The sequence below is a fragment of the Neisseria sp. P0019.S003 genome, assembly GCF_051957115.1.
GTDB lineage: Bacteria > Pseudomonadota > Gammaproteobacteria > Burkholderiales > Neisseriaceae > Neisseria > Neisseria flavescens_D.
In genome coordinates this window covers 232821-250071 of the sequence record NZ_JBQCWT010000002.1, presented here as the reverse complement: position 1 = coordinate 250071, position 17251 = coordinate 232821, and the positions used below count along the sequence as shown (strand labels likewise).

General features: G+C 49.5%; 21 protein-coding genes and 1 other RNA gene. 13 read left to right on the top strand and 9 right to left on the bottom strand.

Features of this window, described 5'->3' with window-relative positions; all coding sequences use genetic code 11:
• Window positions 1–221: 221 nt before the first annotated feature.
• Entirely contained in the window at window positions 222–977 is a 756-nt protein-coding gene (locus ACTHTS_RS04320; RefSeq protein ID WP_440369322.1) for a GNAT family N-acetyltransferase, read from the top strand.
• 58 nt (window positions 978–1035) lie between these two features.
• Window positions 1036–1785: a lysophospholipid acyltransferase family protein gene (locus ACTHTS_RS04315; protein ID WP_440369321.1), complete on the top strand. Its 750-nt coding sequence runs from the start codon at window positions 1036–1038 to the stop codon at window positions 1783–1785.
• A gap of 53 nt (window positions 1786–1838) precedes the next feature.
• Here the strand turns inward: ACTHTS_RS04315 and gloA are convergent, their stop codons facing one another.
• Window positions 1839–2252, bottom strand: coding sequence for a lactoylglutathione lyase (gene gloA, locus ACTHTS_RS04310; RefSeq protein WP_039864394.1), 414 nt, complete (start codon window positions 2250–2252; stop codon window positions 1839–1841).
• Between the two features lie 204 nt (window positions 2253–2456).
• On the opposite strand from gloA, the gene ACTHTS_RS04305 reads away from it, so the two are divergent.
• Window positions 2457–3557: a conjugal transfer protein gene (locus ACTHTS_RS04305; RefSeq protein WP_440369320.1), complete on the top strand. Its 1101-nt coding sequence runs from the start codon at window positions 2457–2459 to the stop codon at window positions 3555–3557.
• A gap of 86 nt (window positions 3558–3643) precedes the next feature.
• A complete protein-coding gene (locus ACTHTS_RS04300; RefSeq protein WP_440369319.1) occupies window positions 3644–4108 on the top strand; it encodes a low molecular weight protein-tyrosine-phosphatase in 465 nt (154 codons plus the stop codon).
• 94 nt (window positions 4109–4202) lie between these two features.
• On the opposite strand, the gene metW is transcribed toward ACTHTS_RS04300, so the two are convergent.
• Both metW and metX read right to left on the bottom strand, forming a co-directional pair.
• Complete coding sequence (gene metW, locus ACTHTS_RS04295) at window positions 4203–4784, bottom strand: methionine biosynthesis protein MetW (RefSeq protein WP_003684992.1); 582 nt, start codon at window positions 4782–4784, stop codon at window positions 4203–4205.
• Complete coding sequence (metX, locus tag ACTHTS_RS04290; protein ID WP_440369318.1) at window positions 4781–5920, bottom strand: homoserine O-succinyltransferase MetX; 1140 nt, start codon at window positions 5918–5920, stop codon at window positions 4781–4783. The genes metW and metX overlap by 4 nt, the downstream gene beginning before the upstream one ends.
• A gap of 116 nt (window positions 5921–6036) precedes the next feature.
• Between metX and ACTHTS_RS04285 the strand changes: the two genes are divergently transcribed.
• On the top strand, window positions 6037–6237 hold the full coding sequence (locus ACTHTS_RS04285; RefSeq protein ID WP_137040909.1) for a protein MIGRI: 201 nt from the start codon (window positions 6037–6039) through the stop codon (window positions 6235–6237).
• A 68-nt stretch (window positions 6238–6305) separates the two neighbouring features.
• On the opposite strand, the gene nadE is transcribed toward ACTHTS_RS04285, so the two are convergent.
• Complete coding sequence (gene nadE / locus ACTHTS_RS04280) at window positions 6306–7094, bottom strand: NAD(+) synthase (RefSeq protein ID WP_440369450.1); 789 nt, start codon at window positions 7092–7094, stop codon at window positions 6306–6308.
• 102 nt (window positions 7095–7196) lie between these two features.
• Here nadE and ACTHTS_RS04275 point away from each other — a divergent pair, with 102 nt between their 5' ends.
• From ACTHTS_RS04275 to efp, 3 genes are read left to right on the top strand one after another with little or no spacing between them, the layout of a single operon-like run.
• Window positions 7197–7475, top strand: a complete 279-nt coding sequence (locus tag ACTHTS_RS04275; RefSeq protein WP_377073023.1) for a hypothetical protein — start codon at window positions 7197–7199, stop codon at window positions 7473–7475.
• Window positions 7476–7506: 31 nt separating this feature from the next.
• Window positions 7507–8664, top strand: coding sequence for an elongation factor P maturation arginine rhamnosyltransferase EarP (gene earP / locus ACTHTS_RS04270; protein WP_440369317.1), 1158 nt, complete (start codon window positions 7507–7509; stop codon window positions 8662–8664).
• Window positions 8665–8706: 42 nt separating this feature from the next.
• The gene (gene efp, locus ACTHTS_RS04265) at window positions 8707–9267 is read left to right on the top strand and encodes an elongation factor P (RefSeq protein WP_440369316.1); all 561 of its coding nucleotides are present in this window, start codon (window positions 8707–8709) and stop codon (window positions 9265–9267) included.
• Window positions 9268–9326: 59 nt separating this feature from the next.
• Here efp and ACTHTS_RS04260 read toward each other — a convergent pair whose 3' ends face one another.
• Window positions 9327–9926 (bottom strand): MlaC/ttg2D family ABC transporter substrate-binding protein, encoded by a 600-nt coding sequence (locus ACTHTS_RS04260; protein ID WP_254323780.1) that lies wholly within the window; start codon window positions 9924–9926, stop codon window positions 9327–9329.
• Between the two features lie 165 nt (window positions 9927–10091).
• On the opposite strand from ACTHTS_RS04260, the gene ACTHTS_RS04255 reads away from it, so the two are divergent.
• The 3 genes from ACTHTS_RS04255 (at window position 10092) to ssrA (ending at window position 12081) form a co-directional block, all read left to right on the top strand.
• Window positions 10092–10307, top strand: a complete 216-nt coding sequence (locus tag ACTHTS_RS04255; RefSeq protein ID WP_063068770.1) for a tautomerase family protein — start codon at window positions 10092–10094, stop codon at window positions 10305–10307.
• Window positions 10308–10391: 84 nt separating this feature from the next.
• Window positions 10392–11606 carry a pyridoxal phosphate-dependent aminotransferase gene (locus ACTHTS_RS04250; RefSeq protein ID WP_070646838.1) on the top strand — a complete coding sequence of 405 codons (1215 nt, stop codon included), beginning with the start codon at window positions 10392–10394 and terminating at the stop codon, window positions 11604–11606.
• Between the two features lie 112 nt (window positions 11607–11718).
• Window positions 11719–12081: a transfer-messenger RNA gene (gene ssrA / locus ACTHTS_RS04245) on the top strand.
• A 157-nt stretch (window positions 12082–12238) separates the two neighbouring features.
• On the opposite strand, the gene ACTHTS_RS04240 is transcribed toward ssrA, so the two are convergent.
• From ACTHTS_RS04240 to hda, 4 genes are all read right to left on the bottom strand, one after another.
• The gene (locus tag ACTHTS_RS04240) at window positions 12239–13030 is read right to left on the bottom strand and encodes an endonuclease/exonuclease/phosphatase family protein (protein WP_308538305.1); all 792 of its coding nucleotides are present in this window, start codon (window positions 13028–13030) and stop codon (window positions 12239–12241) included.
• 157 nt (window positions 13031–13187) lie between these two features.
• Entirely contained in the window at window positions 13188–13502 is a 315-nt protein-coding gene (locus ACTHTS_RS04235; protein WP_003747161.1) for a TonB family protein, read from the bottom strand.
• A 58-nt stretch (window positions 13503–13560) separates the two neighbouring features.
• Window positions 13561–14229, bottom strand: coding sequence for an HAD family hydrolase (locus ACTHTS_RS04230; RefSeq protein WP_070646826.1), 669 nt, complete (start codon window positions 14227–14229; stop codon window positions 13561–13563).
• Window positions 14226–14894: a DnaA regulatory inactivator Hda gene (hda, locus tag ACTHTS_RS04225; protein ID WP_003682428.1), complete on the bottom strand. Its 669-nt coding sequence runs from the start codon at window positions 14892–14894 to the stop codon at window positions 14226–14228. The genes ACTHTS_RS04230 and hda overlap by 4 nt, the downstream gene beginning before the upstream one ends.
• 230 nt (window positions 14895–15124) lie before the next feature.
• Between hda and ACTHTS_RS04220 the strand changes: the two genes are divergently transcribed.
• The gene (locus ACTHTS_RS04220) at window positions 15125–15763 is read left to right on the top strand and encodes a DedA family protein (protein WP_070592086.1); all 639 of its coding nucleotides are present in this window, start codon (window positions 15125–15127) and stop codon (window positions 15761–15763) included.
• A gap of 46 nt (window positions 15764–15809) precedes the next feature.
• The gene (locus tag ACTHTS_RS04215; protein ID WP_440369315.1) at window positions 15810–17246 is read left to right on the top strand and encodes an MBOAT family O-acyltransferase; all 1437 of its coding nucleotides are present in this window, start codon (window positions 15810–15812) and stop codon (window positions 17244–17246) included.
• The last annotated feature ends 5 nt before the right edge of the window (window positions 17247–17251 follow it).

The window sequence follows — 17251 nt, the reverse complement described above, 5'->3', positions numbered from 1 at the left end:
TTCTAATATTAAATAGTTTGGATAAATATTTTGATTTGTGTCATAAATTTCAAACATCCTGGCAAATGTTCCTGACCATACTTCGAAACAGCCATCAGTTTCAGACGGCCTGAAGCCTTTTTCCAACAACCCGACATAATTTGCCCTACCGCAAAGCAAATCAATATAAATCTGTCCGTATATCCGCTATAATCAGCCATTTTCTTCAAACAGGAAACATCATGTCCCCCAGCCGTTTCAATCAAACGGGCCCCAAAATCGGCCTGAGCGTACGCCTTGCAGAAACCCAAGCTGAAATCGAAGCCGCCCAAAGATTGCGCTATCAGGTTTTTGCCCAAGAATTGGGGGCGGAAATCGAAAGTGATGACGGCCGCGATGTCGATCCTTATGATGAGCATTGCCACCACCTGCTCGCGTTTGACGATGCAACCGGCGAAGTTATCGGCTGCTACCGCCTGATTACCGAAGAAACCGCAAAAAAAGTCGGCGGCTGGTACAGCGAGCATGAATTCGACCTTGAGCCTTTGAAAGACATTCTGCCGCAAACCGTCGAACTCGGCCGCGCCTGTACGCATCCTGACTACCGCAACGGCGGCTTGGTCATGCTGTTGTGGACCGGTTTGGTCAAATTCATGAAAGACGAAAACCTGCGCTTTATGATTGGTTGCGGCAGTATCGAAATGCGCGACGGCGGCAACGATGCGGCCGGCTTGTATCATGCTTTGAAAGACAAATACCTCGCTCCGGCACAATGGTGTGTCAAACCGCTCAACCCACTCAAATGGGACAGCATCACGCCGTCTGAAAATCCGCCTGTACCTGCCCTGATCAAAGGCTATCTCAAAGCAGGCGCGTGGTTCTGCGGCGAGCCTTGCGTCGATGAAGCGTTCAACTGCGCGGATGTTCTGATCATGATGGACATCAGCCACCTTTCCGACCGCTACTTGCAGCGTTTTGCCCCTAAAACCGATTTATAATAAAAGGCCGTCTGAAACTTCAGACGGCCTGCCTAATCTTTATAAAAAAACACACACAATGACCGCCAAAATCCGTTTTATCTTCCGTCTTCTCTGTATTGCCAGCTGCCTTTTGTACGGCATGGCCGAAATGTTTTTTCTGTTTCCCTTTTACAGCAGCAAACGCAAACTGCGCGCGATTCAATTATGGTCGCTGCGCGTGCTCGCCTCCTGCGGCATGAAACTGCAAACTTTCGGCACGCCGCCGCAAGAAGGCCGTGGCCAAATGCTTATCAGCAACCATATTTCATGGTTAGACATTATGGCGGTCAACGGCGCTTTCCCCGGCCGTTTCGTGGCTAAAGACGATGTAGCCAAATGGCCGGTGGTCGGTTATCTCGCCACGCAGGCGCAAACGGTTTATGTCTCGCGCAACCGCGGCATCAAAGGTAATTCTGCCAAAATCGCCGGCGTAACCGAAGCACTGAAAAACGGCGATACCGTCACCATTTTCCCCGAAGGCACCAGTACCGAAGGGCGTGAAATCCTGCCGTTCAAACCTAGCTTTTTTCAGACGGCCTATGATGCAGGCGTACCGATTATTCCGGCACTCTGCCGCTATCCGAATCCGGACGGCAGCAGCCCCAATCCGCACACTGCCTACTACGGCGACATCAGCCTCTGGCAATCCATCTGCATGGTCATCAGCCAGCCTTCCAGTACAGTCGAGTTGCATTTCCTCGATCCGATTGAAGCAGGAGAAGACCGCTACGCTACCGCGCTTCAAGTACACGCCCTGTTGAGCGAAAAGCAAAAACAGCTGGGCTGATCAAAAAAAAGGCCGTCTGAATGTTCAGACGGCCTTTTCCATTATCTTATGTCTTAAGATGAATATTGCACCGAATCGCTACCGCTTTTCTTTTGAATAAATTCAATTTTGTAACCGTCCGGATCTTCAACAAACGCAATCACAGTCGTACCGTGTTTCATCGGACCGGCTTCGCGTACCACTTTACCGCCCATTTCTTTGACACGTTCGCACGCGGCGTAAGCATCATCGACTTCAATCGCAATGTGGCCGTAAGCATCGCCCAAGTTGTAAGACTCGGTATCCCAGTTGTGGGTCAGTTCCAAAACAGTATGATCCGCTTCATCGCCATAACCGACAAAAGCCAAAGTAAAACGGCCTTCAGGATAATCGCGGCGGCGCAGCAGTTGCATATTCAATACGTTTTGATAGAAATCCAAAGAGCGTTCGAGATTGCCGACACGCAGCATAGTATGAAGCAAGCGCATGATTTTGTTCCTTTCTGAATTATGTTTGGTCATGGATTATAACACATCGGGCACCATCCTCTTCAGCCTCAAAATACCGACACTGAAACTGCATAAAAATGAAGCACACACCCTGCCGCCATTTGAATTTCATGTATTAACAAGCACACCGACTGACTAAATTGCTATAATCGCCACAATTACAACACAACACTTCAAACCGTCATGAAAACCTTTGTTCTTCCAGATACCCGCCCTTATCCTCAGAGCCCTATCAAAAACTACCTTCTGCTCAATGCCTATCAGCTGGCGCATAACTCCTCCTCCGCATCACGCAAGCTTTCGGCCGGCCAACTACAAACCGAAATCCGCACCATGCTCAGCCAAAACCATTACATCAACCTTTCATTGGCGATGACTATGGCGCCCGATGTCGGCACTTACACCAGCCTGATTCAAAGCGTGGGCGAAGTCCTGAAAGCAGAAAACGATAACGAAGCCCAATGGTTTGCCCTGCCTGTCGTTTTGGTCGCCGGTTGCAAAAAAGAACAAACCCTGCCGCTCACGCTGCCTACCGAAGCCCTCTTCGCCTGCCTGCAAAACTACCCCAACCTGCGCACCCTCACGCAAAACACACAATGGCTGCCCTACCTCGTCCAATCTACCGATTTGAGCAGCGTTACCCCGGGCGAATGGTTCCAAGCCAAGCAAAACGATGAAGCGGCAGGCGCATTCCTGCAAAAATTCGAATACAAACCATTAACGCTGCCCGAAGGTCAATCCGTCCATGTTGTTTACGCACTGGGCTACGGCAATAAAGACATTCAGACGGCCCTGGGCCTCAACCTGCAACAGGCAGGCCTGCCATTGATGCAGGTTTGGCAAGAGCATCTCTCCCTCGACGGCGTTACCCTCTTTACCAACCCGCTCTCGCCCAATACACCGCTTGACGCGCTTACCGACGGCAGCCACACCCGCCAACGTATGGCCATGGACGTTTTTGCCACCAACGCCATCCGCGCCATCCGTATGCAAAGCCCGCGTGTCGGCGTTGTTGCCGCAGCCAAGGCGGACGGCAAGCTCCAGTTCAGCTTCAACGCGACAGACAGCGCGTTTGAAATTGTTCCGCAGACCTTCACTTGGGAGCTGGCCTCAACCGACAATATCGCCATCATTCAGCAAAACTTCCTCGACCTGATGGCCGAATGCCGAATCGAGCACCTCTACCTGCTGCACAACCCATTGGGCGAAAATGAGAACATCCCTACTTATGCCCAAGCGTTGAAACTGGAAGGTCATAATCCTTTCTTCAGCAATGTAAACTAAATTGAAAATGCAACACGCCAAGGCCGTCTGAAAATGGTTTAGCGTGTTGCATTGATTTTCAAACCTTACCGCTCATTTTCACGCATATGAAAACCCACAAAATCCTTTTCGTCTGCCTCGGCAACATCTGCCGCTCCCCCATGGCCGAATATGTCCTGCGCCACCGCGCCCGCGAAGCAGGCATGGGCAATGCCGTCATTACTGCCAGCGCAGGCACATCAGGCTGGCACGATGGCGAAAACATGCACGAAGGCACGCGCCGCGCGCTCAAGCAACACAGCATCGACCCGTCAGGCTTTACCAGCAGCAAAATCAAACCCAGCGATGCCGAACATTTCGACTACATCATCGTGATGGACGACAACAACCTCAGAGAAACCGAAAAGCAGCTCGGCTTCCACCCCGGCAAAATCTTCAAACTGACCGACCTTATCCCCGATTCAGGTTACAACCACGTTCCCGATCCGTGGTACACAGGCGACTTTGACGAAACCTACCGTCTGGTCGATGCCGGCAGTTTGGCCTTGTTGGAAAAACTGAAACAGGCTTAAACCGACTTTAATAATAAAAGGCCGTCTGAACAGGTATTTGCAAAAGCCATGCTTTCGTGATTACCTGTTCAGACGGCCCTATTGATTACCGCAATCAACCTACACGATAAAACGCCAGGCTGCCCAATAAATTCGGCAGATGTTTAATCTGTTTATTGCCGGTCATGACCGCACGTTCCAACACGCGGATTTTATTTTTGGCACACAGCAAATCAAAGTCTTTGAGGGTACACCAATGGATATTGGGCGTATCGTACCAATGATACGGCATCCGCTCGGAAACCGGCATATGGCCGCCAATAGCGATTTGAAAGCGGTTGCGCCAGTAGCCGAAGTTAGGGAAGCTGACAATAGCCTGCTTGGCCACGCGCATCAGGCAGCGCAGGATTTTTTCCGTGTTCTGCATCGCCTGAATGGTTTGGCTCAAGACAATCACATCAAAGCTTTGATCGCCAAAAGCCACCAAACCTTCTTCCAAATCGGCTTGAATGACGTTCACACCGCGGGATATGGCGGCAATCACGCTGTCGGTATCGATTTCAACGCCGTAACCAGTGCAATTTTTATGTTCCACCAACGCGGCCAACAGTTCGCCATCGCCGCAGCCTAAATCGAGTACGCGACTGCCTTCGGGTATCCAATCGTAAATGAGTTGCAAATCGTCGCGCAGATTCATTGTTGGCAGTCCTTGTAAACGTTGTTCATATAAGCGGCAACCGCGCGGATATAGGCTTCGTCTTCCATCAAGAAGGCATCGTGGCCGTGATTAGATTTGACTTCAATGTATTGCACGGATTTTTGCGCGGCGATTAATGCCTTGACCAATTCATGCGAACGTTGCGGCGAGAAGCGCCAGTCGGTGCTGAAGCTGGCAACAAAAAACTTGGCCTGCACATTCTCTACGGCGCGCGTGAGGTTGTGGCCGTAATCGGCGGCCGGGTCAAAATAGTCGAGTGCCTTGGTCATCAGCAGATAAGTGTTGGCATCAAAGCGGCCGACAAACTTGTCGCCTTGATAGCGAAGATAAGATTCCACTTCAAATTCAACGCCGTAACCATACTGATAGCCGTCTGATTTTAAATCGCGGCCGAATTTTTTACCCAAGCCGTCTTCGGCAAGATAGGTGATGTGCCCCATCATGCGCGCAATACGCAAACCGCGTGAAGGAACGGTTTGATGGCTGCGGTAATTGCCTTCATGGAAATCGGGATCGGTCAAAATAGCCTGACGGGCAACATCGTTAAACGCGATGTTTTGAGTGGAGAGTTTAGGCGCAGAAGCAATAACGAGCGCGTGGGCAACGCGTTCAGGCAAAGAAATCGTCCATTGCAATGCCTGCATACCGCCCAAGCTGCCGCCGACAATGGCCGCCCATTTTTGAATGCCGAGATAATCGGCAAGCATGGCTTGGGACTTCACCCAGTCTTTGACGGTTACGACAGGGAAATCCGCGCCATATTCGCGGCCGGTTTCAGGATTTTCGGATAAAGGGCCGGTACTGCCGTCGCAGCCGCCCAAGTTGTTCAAACCGACAACGAAAAAGCGTTCGGTATCGATGGGTTTGCCGGGGCCGACCATATTGTCCCACCAGCCGGCGTATTTATCCTCCGCACTGTGCTTGCCGGCAACGTGATGATTGCCTGACAGGGCGTGGCAGATAAGGACGGCATTGCTTTTGTCGGCGTTGAGCGTGCCGTAGGTTTCAATCATCAGGTCGAAACGGGGTAAGGTTTTGCCGTTTTCCAGAGCAAGCGGTGTGTCAAACGGGATTTTCTGGGGCGTTACAATGCCCACTGAGGCATTTGTTGTCATTTGTAATTTCCAAGTGAAGCGGCAAAAGGGGTATTATAACGTTTCGTTTTTGTTTTGTGCATGAGGCTTCAGACGGCCTGCCCTGATTAAAGGCAATATTTTTGGGAGAATGTGGAATGATTGGCAGGCTTTTGCGATTTTTTTTCTTTTGCGCCATAGCGGCATTGATTGTGAACCGTTTGTTCAGCTGCAAACAAAAGCGCACCATTCGTGAAATCGCCAAAATCAGCGCGTGGGTATTGCTGGGCGCAGCGGCGGCTACGCTGTTTTGGTATCTGATGATGCTGTTTTTCAAGCATATTCCCAATTCTTATTGAAATAAAATATAAAAGGCCGTCTGAAAACCTTAATCCAGCGTTTTCAGACGGCCTTTTGATGTTCAAACTTAAAACAACTCTTCCGGAATCTTGCAAACCGGAATCGGATTGACTTTGTGCTGCATGGCTTTGTGCAATCGGGTATAGATTGCCAAAACTTCGCGCTGTCTGCCCTCAAAATCTTCAGGCTTGTGACTGTCGTACACGCTCATCGCCCATTCGAGTTCTGGATAAGATGCGCCCATTTGCTCTTCATCGGTACGCTCGGTATCCCAAAGTCCGTCCGTCGGTACGGCTTTTTGAATGTCTTCCGATACGTCCAGTTCGGCTGCCAGCGCGTACACTTGAGTTTTGGTCAAATCGGCAATCGGGCTGATGTCCACGCCGCCGTCGCCGTATTTGGTGAAGAAACCGACGCCGAAATCTTCAATTTTGTTGCCTGTCCCCGCCACCAGCAAACCATGCAGCTGGCCGTAATAATAAAGCGTCGTCATGCGCAGGCGGCTGCGTGCATTGGCAAGTGCTAACTGTTTGTTGGGAAATTCGGTTTCGCTGACATCAACGGTATCGGCAAACGTATCGAAAGTTTGGGTCAAGTCGACACTTTGCGCTTTCACATTGGGATAACGCTGTTTCAGACGGCCCATGTGTTCTTGCGCGCGGTTGACTTGGTCGGCTTTCTGACGAATCGGCATTTCCAACAACAAAACCGACAAACCGGTTTGCGCAGCAAGTGTGGAAACCACGGCAGAATCGATGCCGCCGGATACGCCGATGACAAAACCTTTGGCACGCGCCTGCTCGGCGTAATCTTTGAGCCATTGAACAATATGGCGGATGATGGCTTGGGTTTGCATAGGGATAAATGTTCGCTTCAAATAAAACGAATGATAGCCTGATTTGCACTTGTCTGAAAGACGACAGGGTATAATGCCCTTTTTATTTCTTGCACACACACCATGTCCAAACCCATCCTTCTGCGCTGGCTCGTTGTCTGCCTGATTCCGCTCGCCACCCTTTTGTGGTTTGCCCTCAACCCGCCCGAAGACAAAACGCAACACCTCATCAACGGCATCATCCTTGCCTGCGAAGCCACGTTCCTATTCAAATTCGTCCTCTTTGACGTCATCAAACACCACCTCAAACAAGAGCCTGAATTGAAACGGCAAAACATTTGGATGTTTATCCCGATTGTTTTGCTGATTGTTTATTTGTTCCACTATTTCGGCGCATTCTGATGTTTTCAGACGGCCTTGGGCATATTTTTCCATGAACACCACCCCACCTTATACCTGCTGGATTTTCTGCAACGTCATCGATAACTTCGGTGACATCGGCGTTTCATGGCGGCTGGCGCGTGTTTTGCAACGCGAACTCGGCTGGCAAGTGCATTTGTGGACAGACGATTTCCCATCCCTTCAGGCACTCTGCCCTGACTTGGCCTCGATTCCCAATATCCATCAAGGCATCGGCATTCACGCTTGGCAAGCCGATTATGCCGAAGATACCGATACAGCCCCTACACCCGACATTGTCATCGAAACCTTCGCCTGCGAACTGCCCGACAACGCTCAATCCATCATCCACCAAGACCGACCGCTTTGGCTCAACTGGGAATACCTCAGCGCGGAAGACAGCAACGAGAGGCTGCACTTAATGCCCTCGCCTCAAGCCGGCGGCATACAGAAATATTTTTGGTTTATGGGTTTCAGCGAAAAAAGCGGTGGCCTGCTGCGCGAACGCGATTACGCCGAATCTGCCGGATTTGATACGGAAGCCTTACGCCGACAACTCAAACTTCCCGCAAAAAACGCGTCCGAGTGGCTGCTTTTCGGCTATCAAAGCGATATTTGGGCAAAATGGCTGACTATGTGGCAACAGGCCGGCCAACCCATTACCCTGCTACTTGCAGGTACACAAATCATCGCCAGCCTGAAAAACAGCGGCCTAGTGCCGCAAAACGCCCTGCTTGAAGACGGCGATGTGTATCAGAGCGAACACGTTACCCTGAACAAAATCCCTTTCGTTGCCCAACAAGATTTCGACAAACTGCTCAACCTTGCCGACGGCGCCGTCATACGCGGCGAAGACAGCTTTGTTCGTGCCCAACTTGCCGGAAAGCCTTTCTTTTGGCACATCTATCCGCAAGAAGAAAATATCCATCTCGACAAACTGCACGCGTTTTGGGACAAAGCGCATCAGGTTTATCCGGATGTTGTCGCCACGGCACACCACCACCTTTCCGATGAACTCAACAACGGAGAAGCACTCAGCGACAGCCAGCGCCTGCAGGCATGGCAAACCCTGACTGCACACCAAAATGAATGGCGGCAAAGCGCGGCAAAATGGCGGGACGGACTTTTTGCTCAAAAAAGTGCCGTTGAAAAACTTGCCGCCTTTATTTCAAAGCACAAAAAAATACGCTAAAATAGCGCGTTTTATTACAACCGATTTGATTGGAAAACCACAATGAAAACAGCACAAGAACTGCGCGCCGGCAACGTATTCATGGTCGGCAACGATCCTATGGTCGTTCAAAAAACCGAATACATCAAAGGCGGCCGCTCTTCCGCCAAAGTCAGCATGAAACTGAAAAACCTGCTGACCGGTGCCGCTTCCGAAACCATTTACAAAGCCGACGACAAATTCGACGTCGTAATCTTGGCCCGCAAAAACTGTACTTACAGCTACTTTGCCGACCCAATGTACGTCTTCATGGACGAAGAATTCAACCAATACGAAATCGAAGCTGACAACATCGGCGACGCGTTGAAATTCATCGTTGACGGCATGGAAGACCAATGCGAAGTTACTTTCTACGAAGGCAACCCAATCTCCGTAGAATTGCCTACCATCATCGTTCGCGAAGTTGAATACACCGAGCCTGCCGTTAAAGGCGATACCTCCGGTAAAGTAATGAAAACCGCACGTCTGGTTGGCGGCACTGAAATCCAAGTGATGTCTTACATCGAAAACGGCGACAAAGTCGAAATCGATACCCGTACCGGCGAATTCCGCAAACGTGCTTAATCAGCCCGTAACACAAAAAGGCCGTCTGAATATTCAGACGGCCTTTTTATCAATCTGCCTTATTGTTTCTTCAAGCCCTTGGCTTCGACAGTCGCAATCGTACCGTCAATGCCTTTGTTCTTAATCAGCTCGCCAAATTGATTTCGGTATACCGTTACCAAGCTGGTACCGTCCACGCGGATGTTGTAAATCTTATACGCACCGCCGCTTTGGTAAAGCTGGTAGGCTACTTCATACTTGGTGCCTTTTTTGGTTTGAATTTCTGAGAAAACGTCAAACTTATTGCCGTTTGCCGTCATCTTCGGCAACAGGCGCACATTCGCATCCGCCGCACCAATCAACGCAGAATGCGAGTACATCGCAATCACCATATCTTTGAATGCACGGATAAAATCGGTTTTCTGTTTGGCAGAAAATTCACGCCATGGCGCGCCGACAGCCAAAGCCGAAATACGCTCATAATCCAGATAACGGTTGGCATACTGCTCAACCTGTTTCACACGCTGCGCTTCTGTCAAAGACGTGTTACGTGCAATTTTCAACACGGCATCAATGTTCTGCTGCATCTGTTTTTGCGCCGGATGCGTTTCCGCCGCCACATAAGGCGCGGCAATCACCATCGGTGCAGCCACAATCAAAGTCTGAAGAAAACGGTTCATGACGATATCCATCCAAAATAAAACCGCATTGTAAAAACAATCTATTCCAAAAAACTTAATTCTTTGTAAAAGCAGTCATGAGCAATGAAAAATCCTGCAATCAAATTTCAGACGGCCTGATAAAAATAAGATAACATGTGAACACTATTTTAAAAGGAAAAAGCCATGCCCTACGTCAACATCAAAGTAACCGGCGGCAGCGAAGCCCCGAGTGCAGAGCAAAAAGCCGAATTAATCCGCGGAGTAACCGAATTACTCTCACGCGTTCTCAACAAAAATCCCGAGACGACCGTCGTCGTTATTGACGAAATCGATATGGACAACTGGGGCATAGGTGGCAAAAGCGTGACGGTTCGCCGTGCCGAAGCGCACAATAAGTAAGCTTTGGCCGTCTGAAACCCTTTTAATTTACCCGCAAAAAGAGTACATTTATCCCATTGTCTACAATTTTACGGAACACACATCATGGAGAAATTCCCCAAATCATCAAAACTGGACCACGTTTGCTACGACATCCGCGGCCCGGTTCATAAAAAAGCCCTGCAACTGGAAGAAGAAGGCAACAAAATCCTCAAGCTCAATATCGGCAACCCTGCCCCGTTCGGCTTTGAAGCGCCTGATGAAATTTTGGTTGACGTTATCCGCAACCTGCCCACTTCTCAAGGCTATTGCGACTCCAAAGGTCTTTATTCCGCACGCAAAGCCATCGTTCATTACTATCAAACCAAAGGACTGCTCGACGTTACCGTCAACGACGTTTACATCGGCAACGGCGTGTCCGAGCTGATCACCATGTCCATGCAGGCATTGCTCAACGACGGCGATGAAATCCTGATTCCTGCACCTGACTATCCACTGTGGACCGCCGCTGCAACACTGGCCGGCGGCAATGTGCGTCATTATTTGTGTGACGAAGAAAACGACTGGTTCCCGAATCTGGCCGATATAGAAGCCAAAATTACACCGAAAACCAAAGCCATCGTCATCATCAACCCCAACAACCCTACCGGCGCGGTGTACAGCAAAGAAATCCTGCTTGAAATCGCCGAATTGGCGCGTAAACACGGCCTGATTATTTTTGCCGATGAAATTTACGACAAAATTCTTTACGATGGTGCCGTACACCATCACATTGCCGCCCTCGCCCCCGACTTACTGACCATTACGTTTAACGGCCTCTCCAAAGCCTACCGCGTGGCCGGTTTCCGCCAAGGCTGGATGGTACTCAACGGCCCGAAACATCATGCCAAGGGCTATATCGAAGGCCTCGACATGCTCTCGTCTATGCGCCTTTGTGCCACCACACCCATGCAACACGCCATTCAGACGGCCTTGGGCGGATACCAAAGCATCAACGAATTCCTCCTCCCCGGCGGCCGCCTGCTCGAGCAACGCAACAAAGCATGGGAACTGGTCAACCAGATTCCGGGCATATCCTGCGTCAAACCCATGGGCGCATTGTATATGTTCCCCAAAATCGATACCGAAATGTACAGCATCCACGACGACATGAAATTCATCTACGACTTACTCGTACGTGAAAAAGTCCTGTTCGTACAAGGCACAGGCTTTAACTGGATACGCCCCGACCACTTCCGTATCGTTACCCTGCCGCCCGTTCATCAAATCGAAGAAGCCATGGACAAACTCAAACGCTTCTTGCAAAACTACCATCAATAAACCTAAACAAAGAGGCCGTCTGAAAAAGCAAACCGCTGTTCAGACGGCCTTTTTAATCAAACAGCAACTTGGCAAAGCCTGCTGACATGCGTATAATCAACCTTTCCTATCTGGGGGCGATCTTGGTTTCGACGGGGGTTGCAAAGCAGATGCGGGCATACCGGGGTCTCAGATTTCCCGTTAAACACTGAATTTAAATAGTCGCAAACGACGAAACTTACGCACTGGCCGCTTAAGGCCTGCCGTTGCAGCAGTTGGTCAATGGGCTGTGTAGCGCAAGCTACCGCAACGTCATTCTACATTGACTGGTTTTCTGTCGGGTTACTTGGCAGGAAACGAGATTTAAGGTAACTGGTTCTCTGAAGGCCTGTTGGTCGGCATGATGGGGACGAGATTCTAAATAGACACAACTAAGTATGTAGAACGCTCTGTAGAGGACTTTCGGACGGGGGTTCGATTCCCCCCGCCTCCACCAGATTTAAAGCGCAAACTTTTGATATAAAAAGGTTTGCGCTTTTTTATAAACTTAAACAGGCCGTCTGAAATTTTTCAGACGGCCTGTTTTTGTCTCAAATATCTGAGCGAAAAAACTTTTTCTTTCAATCTATTGCCAATAGTGTTTTAAAAAAATTTCAGCCTTGCATTTTTCTATCTGATTTCATATTCATTTTACGATGAGGTCTAACCGTTACACTCAATGGCAGATGATCTGACAAATGCTGCCAGTCTTTACTGTTGTGGATTTCAGAATCGATGACATCAAGATTGCGCGTGTAAATGCGGTCGAGGCTGAGGATGGGCAGGCGCGAAGGGAAGGTTTTGGGGCGTTTACCTGTATTATCGACAAATACTTCGTTCAAATCTAATGCCCTGCCCAGCTCACGCGCTGATTTCTGCCGCCAGTCATTAAAATCTCCGGCGATAATCAACGGGCTTTCCGGACGAATATATCGACCAACGTAGTCGCTGATGGCTCGGTATTGTTTGAGACGATCCGGCTCGCGCAGGTTGAGATGGACGCACAAACACACCAGCGGATCTTCCCAACCTTCGGGCACGACTTCGCAATGCAACAGACCGCGTTGTTCGAGTTTGTTGACGCTGATGTTGAGGTTGTTTTCCGTTTTCAGCGGCAGGCGGCTGAGAATGGCGTTGCCGTGGTGTCGTTTGGGATACACGGCATTTTTGCCGTAGCTGCGATGATAATCGAGGCTGTCGCCGATGATGTCGTAATGCGGCGCATCGGGGAAGTCGGTACGGCGGCTTCTGTTGAGATGTTGTCCTTGGACTTCTTGTAAAAACAAAACGTCCGAACCCAATGCACCCAGCGCGTCAGCCATGCGGTTGACCTGCACTTTGCGGTTGAGCGCAGACATGCCTTTGTGCATATTGTAGGAAGTAATGGTAACTGAACGGGGAGACATGATGTGTGATGAAGCGGTTTATTTGTTTCAGTATAGCACCGGAACGTGTGGTTTTACGGCAATTTTGGTTATACTTGTTTAAAGAATAAAACGGCGTTTTGACAGGGAATTTCCCAATCAAAACGCCTTCTGTCTTTCAGACGGCCTTGCGTCCAAATCAGTTGTTGATTACTTCAACATTGGTCTCAAAAGTAACGGTATGTTGGTATTTAGAGGCGGTTTTGCGTTTCGGATAAGGATATTTAGAAACGCTTTTCACTGCGCGTTCGTCCATTTCAGGATTGCCGCTGGATTGAATGATATTCACGCGGTCAACGTTGCCGGCAGGAGTTGTGAAGACATCCATCAAAACGGTTTTAACGCTGCCGTTTTGCGCTTTCATGGCTTCCAGAGTTTCGGTATCGGCTGCTTGTGCAGTACCGAATACAGCGGCAAACAACAGGGCTGAGGCGAGGAGTTTAGTCGTTTTCATGTTTTAGTCCTTATTAGGTTGTGGTTAGGTTAAATATTTCAGACGGCCTGATTCGTCGTTATTTGAAATTCAAAATCGGCCAACCTTTTGCTTTGGCTTCTTTTTCCAGCTCTGCATCCGGATTGACGGCGACAGGTTCGTCCACAATACGCAGCAACGGCAAATCGTTTTTGGAGTCGCTGTAAAAATAAACCTTACCGTAGCTTTCAAAGGTCTCGCCTCGCTCGGCAAGCCATTGGTTCAATCGGGTAATTTTGCCTTCTTTCAGGCTGGGCGTACCGACATAGTTGCCGGTATATCGGCCGTCTTCACCGGTTTCAAGCTGTGTGCCGATGACGTTGTGAATACCGAAAAGATGGCAGATAGGGGTAATGATAAATTCGTTGGTCGAAGAAATAACCAACATTTCATCGCCCGCCATTTGATGGCTTTGCACCAACATACGCTGCATCGGTGAAATATGCGGAACAATATATTCGGCCATAAACTCGCGGTGAAACTCAGCCAATTCTTCCTTGCTGAAACGGGCCAAAGGCGCGAGATGGAATTTGAGGAAAGCATCGATATCAAGACAACCGTTTTGATAGTCTTGGTAGAACTTTTCATTTTGCGCCTCGGTTTCAGCCGCATCCACTATGCCCTTTTTAATCAGGTATTGCGGCCAGGAGTGATCCGAATCGGTATTGATTAAAGTATTGTCGAGGTCGAAAATGGCAAGGTTTTTCATTGGGTTTCCTGTTGTTTTAAAAGCTGGCGCAAAAGCGGCAAAGTAATGCGCTTGCCCATCATAACGGCGTAGTTGTCGAGGGTATCGAGCATTTGCATCAGGCTGTCCATATCGCGCCGCCAATGGTTCAGCAGGTATTCGAAGATTTCCGGATCGATGGTTACCTGGCGGGCGGCGGCCATGCTGACGAGCGCATCGATTTTTTCCCGGTCGGTCAGCGGTTTGACTTCGTAAACCAAGCAATACGCCATGCGTGTGCGCAGGTCTTCGCGGATAACGAGTTGCTGCGGCGTATATTCGGAACTCAAAAGCAAAAAGCCTTTGCCGCTGTTGCGGAAGCGGTTGAAGATGGCAAACAGTAAAGCCTGTTCTTCATTATTAAGCTTTTCGATTTGGTCAATGGCAAGATATTCCGCATCCAACGCGGCTTCTGTCAGCGGCGTGGCGGCGGCATCGATATAGAGGGCATTTCGTCCGGCATCGAGCGCCTGGGCGACCCATGCCTGCAAGAGATGGCTTTTGCCTGCGCCCTCTTCGCCCCAAACATAGATAAATTGCCCATGTTTGTGCTGCAACACATACACCAGCTCGGCATTTTCTGTTCCCAGAAACTTGTCGAAGCCGGGATAATCATGGCTGGCAAAATCGAAGATGAGCTGGTTCACAAAGGCGCACCGGTTAGGTTGAAATCGGCTTTATTTTACGTTGTTTTGCCGTCCACCATCAAGGATAAAGGCCGTCTGAAGCCTATACCTGCAACATATCTGCACTTCTAAACATATCTTGACGCGCTCACGGCATTGGTTTTATTCCGCTTTGGTTTTACAATGTCGAACTTCTCGCCGAAACATTTGTCTGTTCTTTTTCAGACGGCCTTTTTATTTGGGGAACCCTAGTGATTTCTACCCTTATTGATTTCATCCTCCATATCGACCAACACCTTGTCCACCTCTCTGCCCAATACGGCCCGTGGATTTACGCGATTTTGTTTGTTGTAATTTTCTGCGAAACCGGTTTGGTCGTAACGCCATTTTTACCCGGCGACTCACTGCTGTTTGCCGCAGGCGGTATTGCGGCCATCGGCGGCATGAATATCCACGTCATGGTATTGCTGCTCTTAGCGGCCGCCATTTTAGGCGATGCGGCCAATTTTATGATCGGCAAGTATTTTGGACAAAAACTGTTTGCCAATCCTGATTCCAAAATTTTCCGCCGTTCGTATTTGGAAAAAACCCATGCGTTCTATGAAAAACACGGCGGCAAAACCATCATCATTGCGCGCTTTGTGCCGATTGTGCGGACGTTTGCGCCATTTGTCGCAGGCATGGGCGATATGCACTATGGCACGTTTATCCGTTACAACATTATCGGCGCAGTGTTGTGGGTATTGTCGTTTTCCTATGCAGGCTACTTCTTCGCCAATATCCCCGTCGTCAAAAACAATCTGGGCTTAGTCATGGCGGCAATCATCGTGATTTCGATTTTACCCGCGGTAGTCGAAGTTATCCGTGCCAAACTTAACGCCAAAAAATAACAATCAATCGAAAAGTTTGAAAGTTTAAACACATCAAGGAATTGTCATGCCGTTGCTGTCTATTGAATTTGCGGTATTTTTTATCATGTTTTTGCCGTTGTACTGGGCATTTGCACGTTTGCCGCAAGTTCAAAATGTTTTACTTTTGGTTGCCGGACTGGGCTGGCTTTACCGTATCGACCCTATTTTTGCCGCGCTGATTTTGGTTTACTCGTCTGTGGTTTACCTGGTCAGCGTACTGATGTTTTCTGAAAACGAGAATATCCGCAAATTTTGGCTGGGTTGCGGTATTTCAGCGGCATTGACTGTTTTGTGTTTCTTCAAATATTTTGACTTTTTCCGCCCGATTATTCAGCAATATACGGGGCAAAGCACCGTCATCGACATCCTTTTGCCTCTGGGCTTGTCTTATTACACTTTCCAATCGCTGGCTTACTTGGTGTATTGCTACCGCGAGCCTAAGGGAGACCGTTTTGAATGGCACGAGCTCCTACTGCATCTGAGCTTCTTCCCCACCATCACATCCGGCCCGATTATCCGTGCGGCCGCTTTTAAAAGCATAGACGGAGAACAGGCAGGCGCATTGGCGCAAATCCGCACCAAACAGGCACGCCAACTGATTTATCCAGCGTTGGCGGTCGGCCTGATTGTGTTGGGCATTGCCAAAAAGTGGTGGCTTGCCGGCGTATTGGCGGAAGGCTGGGTATCGCCTGTTTTTGAAAATCCGGCCCAGTTCGACGGCTGGGGCGTGTTGTCTGCGATTTATGGCTACACCTTCCAACTCTTTTTCGACTTTTCCGGCTACTCGGATTTGGTCATCGGCCTGGCCATGCTGCTCGGCTTCCAGCTGCCGAAAAACTTTGCCGCGCCGCTTCGCGCCATCAACATCCGCGACTTCTGGGACAGATGGCACATCAGCCTGTCCACTTGGATTCGCGACTATATCTATATCCCTTTGGGCGGCAGCAAAAAAGGCTTCGGCCGCACCCAGCTCAATCTGATGATTGCCATGTTGCTTTCCGGCATTTGGCATGGCTATGGCTGGAGCTTTTTAATTTGGGGCGCGCTGCACGGTGCGGCTTTAGTATTTCTTAATTGCGGCGATAAAATCGTCGGCCGCAATGCCTTAGGCCGTCTGAAAATCGGCAAACCGCTCGCCTGGCTGTTTACTTTCCATTTCGTTTGTTTCGCTTTTGTCGTGTTCAACAGCGCAACGCTTGCCGATACGGAAATGCTGTTCAGCGCCTTATTTGCCAATGACAAAGGTTGGAACGCGCCTCTGCCGACCGACCTCATGTTGCTGGGTACATTTGCACTGATGCTTTTACTGTACCCGTATTTGCTTCGCTTATTTAAAGCATCGGTAAAAGGCTTGGACAAACTGCCTGCATGGCTGTGGTTTATCCCCATCACGCTGATCCTTGCCCTGATTATCGTCTTCGCCCCGTCCGGCATTCCCGGCTTTATTTACGCCAACTTCTAAGGAGC